At 44.1% G+C, this 2,311-nt stretch carries 3 protein-coding genes; all 3 read right to left on the bottom strand.

Features of this window, described 5'->3' with window-relative positions; translation table 11 throughout:
* Positions 1–462: 2Fe-2S iron-sulfur cluster-binding protein (locus AB1466_04320; protein MEW6189323.1), on the bottom strand; the 462-nt coding region annotated here is incomplete at its 3' end.
* A 102-nt stretch (positions 463–564) separates the two neighbouring features.
* On the bottom strand, positions 565–999 hold the full coding sequence (locus AB1466_04315; GenBank protein MEW6189322.1) for a CBS domain-containing protein: 435 nt from the start codon (positions 997–999) through the stop codon (positions 565–567).
* Between the two features lie 339 nt (positions 1,000–1,338).
* The coding region (locus AB1466_04310) for an NADH-ubiquinone oxidoreductase-F iron-sulfur binding region domain-containing protein (protein MEW6189321.1) at positions 1,339–2,311 on the bottom strand (973 nt) is incomplete at its 5' end.

Raw genomic sequence — 2,311 nt, 5'->3', positions numbered from 1 at the left:
ACACCTACCACAGAGGATACATTTGCTGTGATCCCTTTCAATTAAAGGATTAAAATCCTCAACTTTGTATTCATACTGCTCGCCCTTGAAGCGAACTTCTTCGATTCCCAATCTGTACGCCAAATCTTGAAGTTCACAACTTCCAGCACTTTCACAGACTAAGCAATCGGGGGGATGATTGGAGAGTAATAATTCCACAATGGTTCTTCGAATCTCATATAATGTTACAGTGTCCGTGACAATCTCCATACCATCGGTGACCTCCGTGGCGCAGGCGGGAAGCAATCCCTTGGCTCCCTCGACCTCCACGAGGCATACTCGGCATGCTCCATAGGGTTTGAGCCTGGGGTCATAGCAAAGGGTGGGTATATATATCCCATTCTCCTTTGCCACTTCAAGGATGGTCTTGCCTATCTCCGTTTTTATTCGCCGTCCATTAATGGTAACGGTTATTTGAACCATATCCTCTCACCCAATTGGTTCACGGTTCATAGTTCACGGTTCACGGAAAAAATTTTAAAACATAGAACTCTGAGCTTCACAGCCTCCGAGCTTCTGAACTTCTTAGTCTTTCACTTTTCTCTTTTTGACTCTGGCACCCAATTCCACGAGAATACAATCGATATATCTCTGAACGAAACAGGCGATATCAGAGATGGAAAGGATTCCAACGACCTTACCTTGATCATCAACGACGGGTAAGTATCTAATCTCCAATTCCTCCAATATTTTCGCTGCCTTGGCTAAATCCATCTCTGGAGAGACGGAAATCACATCTTCCCTCATAAATTCACAAACCCTCGCTTTTCTCGGATCTTTTGCATGCACTAAGACGCCCAGGCCTATGATTCTGTCGCTGATTATTCCCAGCAATTTTCCCTCCTCCATAACCAACAAGGAACCCACCTTCTCCTTTATCATTTTTTTCGCTGCTTCCATAGCCGAAGCTTGCGGTGCGATGGAAACAACTTCTTTGGTCATGATTTCCTTGACCCTCATTTTAATCCCCCATTTTAGGCCTTAATTGATTTTTCTGCGCCATCTTTCAGTGCACCAAAATACAATCAGCCCTGTGCCTAAACATAATCCCAAAAAGTAAAGCTTTAAAAATCCTAAACAAATCCAAAATCCAAATCTTCGAAATTCAAACTAATATTCTTCTAGATTTTGGTTTTTGTTTTGATCATTTTAATTTGGTAATTTGATTTTGTTTAGTGCTTAGTATTTTGAAACCTGTCCTGAGCTTGTCGAAGGATCAGAATCTAAACCAAAAAGGCATTTTTGGCGGAAATCAAGAGCTTTCTTCGCTTCAGATGAATTAATGTCTAACCTATAAAATTAGGCTCTGTAAATGGCATCGAAGGGACAGTGCTCCATACACAGGCCACATTTGATACACTTAGATTCATCGATGTGATAAATCTCTTTTCTTTTCCCAACGATGGCCTCCACTGGGCAATGTTTGGCGCATATACCACAACCTTTACACAGATTATCCTTGATCACAAAGACGGTTAAATCCGTGCAAACTCCGGCGTAACATCTCCTCTCCTTCACATGAGCCTCGTATTCTTCCTTAAAATATTCAAGAGTTGTGAGAACTGGATTGGGTGCAGTTTGACCGAGACCACAAAGGGAAGCAACCTTGACATCCCTGGCAAGATTCCTCAATAAATATAAATCTTCTTCTTCGCCCTTGCCTTGGGTGAGACGGATAAGTATCTCTAACATCCGTTTTGTTCCCAATCTACAGGGTACACATTCACCGCATGATTCATTCTGAGTAAAACTCAAAAAGAATTTGGCTAGGTCCACCATGCATGTGCGTTCATCGGCTACTACCATTCCCCCCGAACCCATGATCGCTCCCGTTTGGGTTATGGTCTCGTAATCAATTGGGATATCCAAAAGATCAGCGGAAAGACACCCTCCCGAAGGCCCTCCCAACTGAACCGCCTTAAATTTACCCTCGTCTTTAATCCCGCCCCCGATGTCGAAGATGATCTCCCTCAGGGTTATGCCCATGGGAACCTCAACCAAACCACTGCGCTTAATTTTACCAGTGAGGGCAAAAACCTTCGTGCCCTTGCTTTTCTCCGTACCAATGGCGCTATATTTTCCTGCCCCATTGGAGATTATCCACGCGATATTGGCGAAGGTTTCAACATTATTTATGCAAGTGGGTTTGCCCCACAGGCCTGAGGTCGCTGGAAATGGAGGACGCAAGCGAGGCATGCCCCTTCTTCCTTCAATGGAAGCGATAAGGGCTGTTTCCTCGCCACAAACGAATGCCCCAGCCCCTTCCTTAATT

It is taken from the genome of Actinomycetota bacterium (assembly GCA_040755895.1).
Lineage (GTDB): Bacteria > Actinomycetota > Aquicultoria > Subteraquimicrobiales > Subteraquimicrobiaceae > Subteraquimicrobium.
The sequence above is the reverse complement of the archived record's forward strand: the minus strand, read 5'-3'. Positions and strand labels throughout refer to the sequence as shown.

Bases quoted from the DNA above. Each gene is read 5' to 3' on its own strand.
- AB1466_04315 (MEW6189322.1), bottom strand. From the start codon at position 999: ATGAGGGTCAAGGAAATCATGACCAAAGAAGTTGTTTCCATCGCACCG.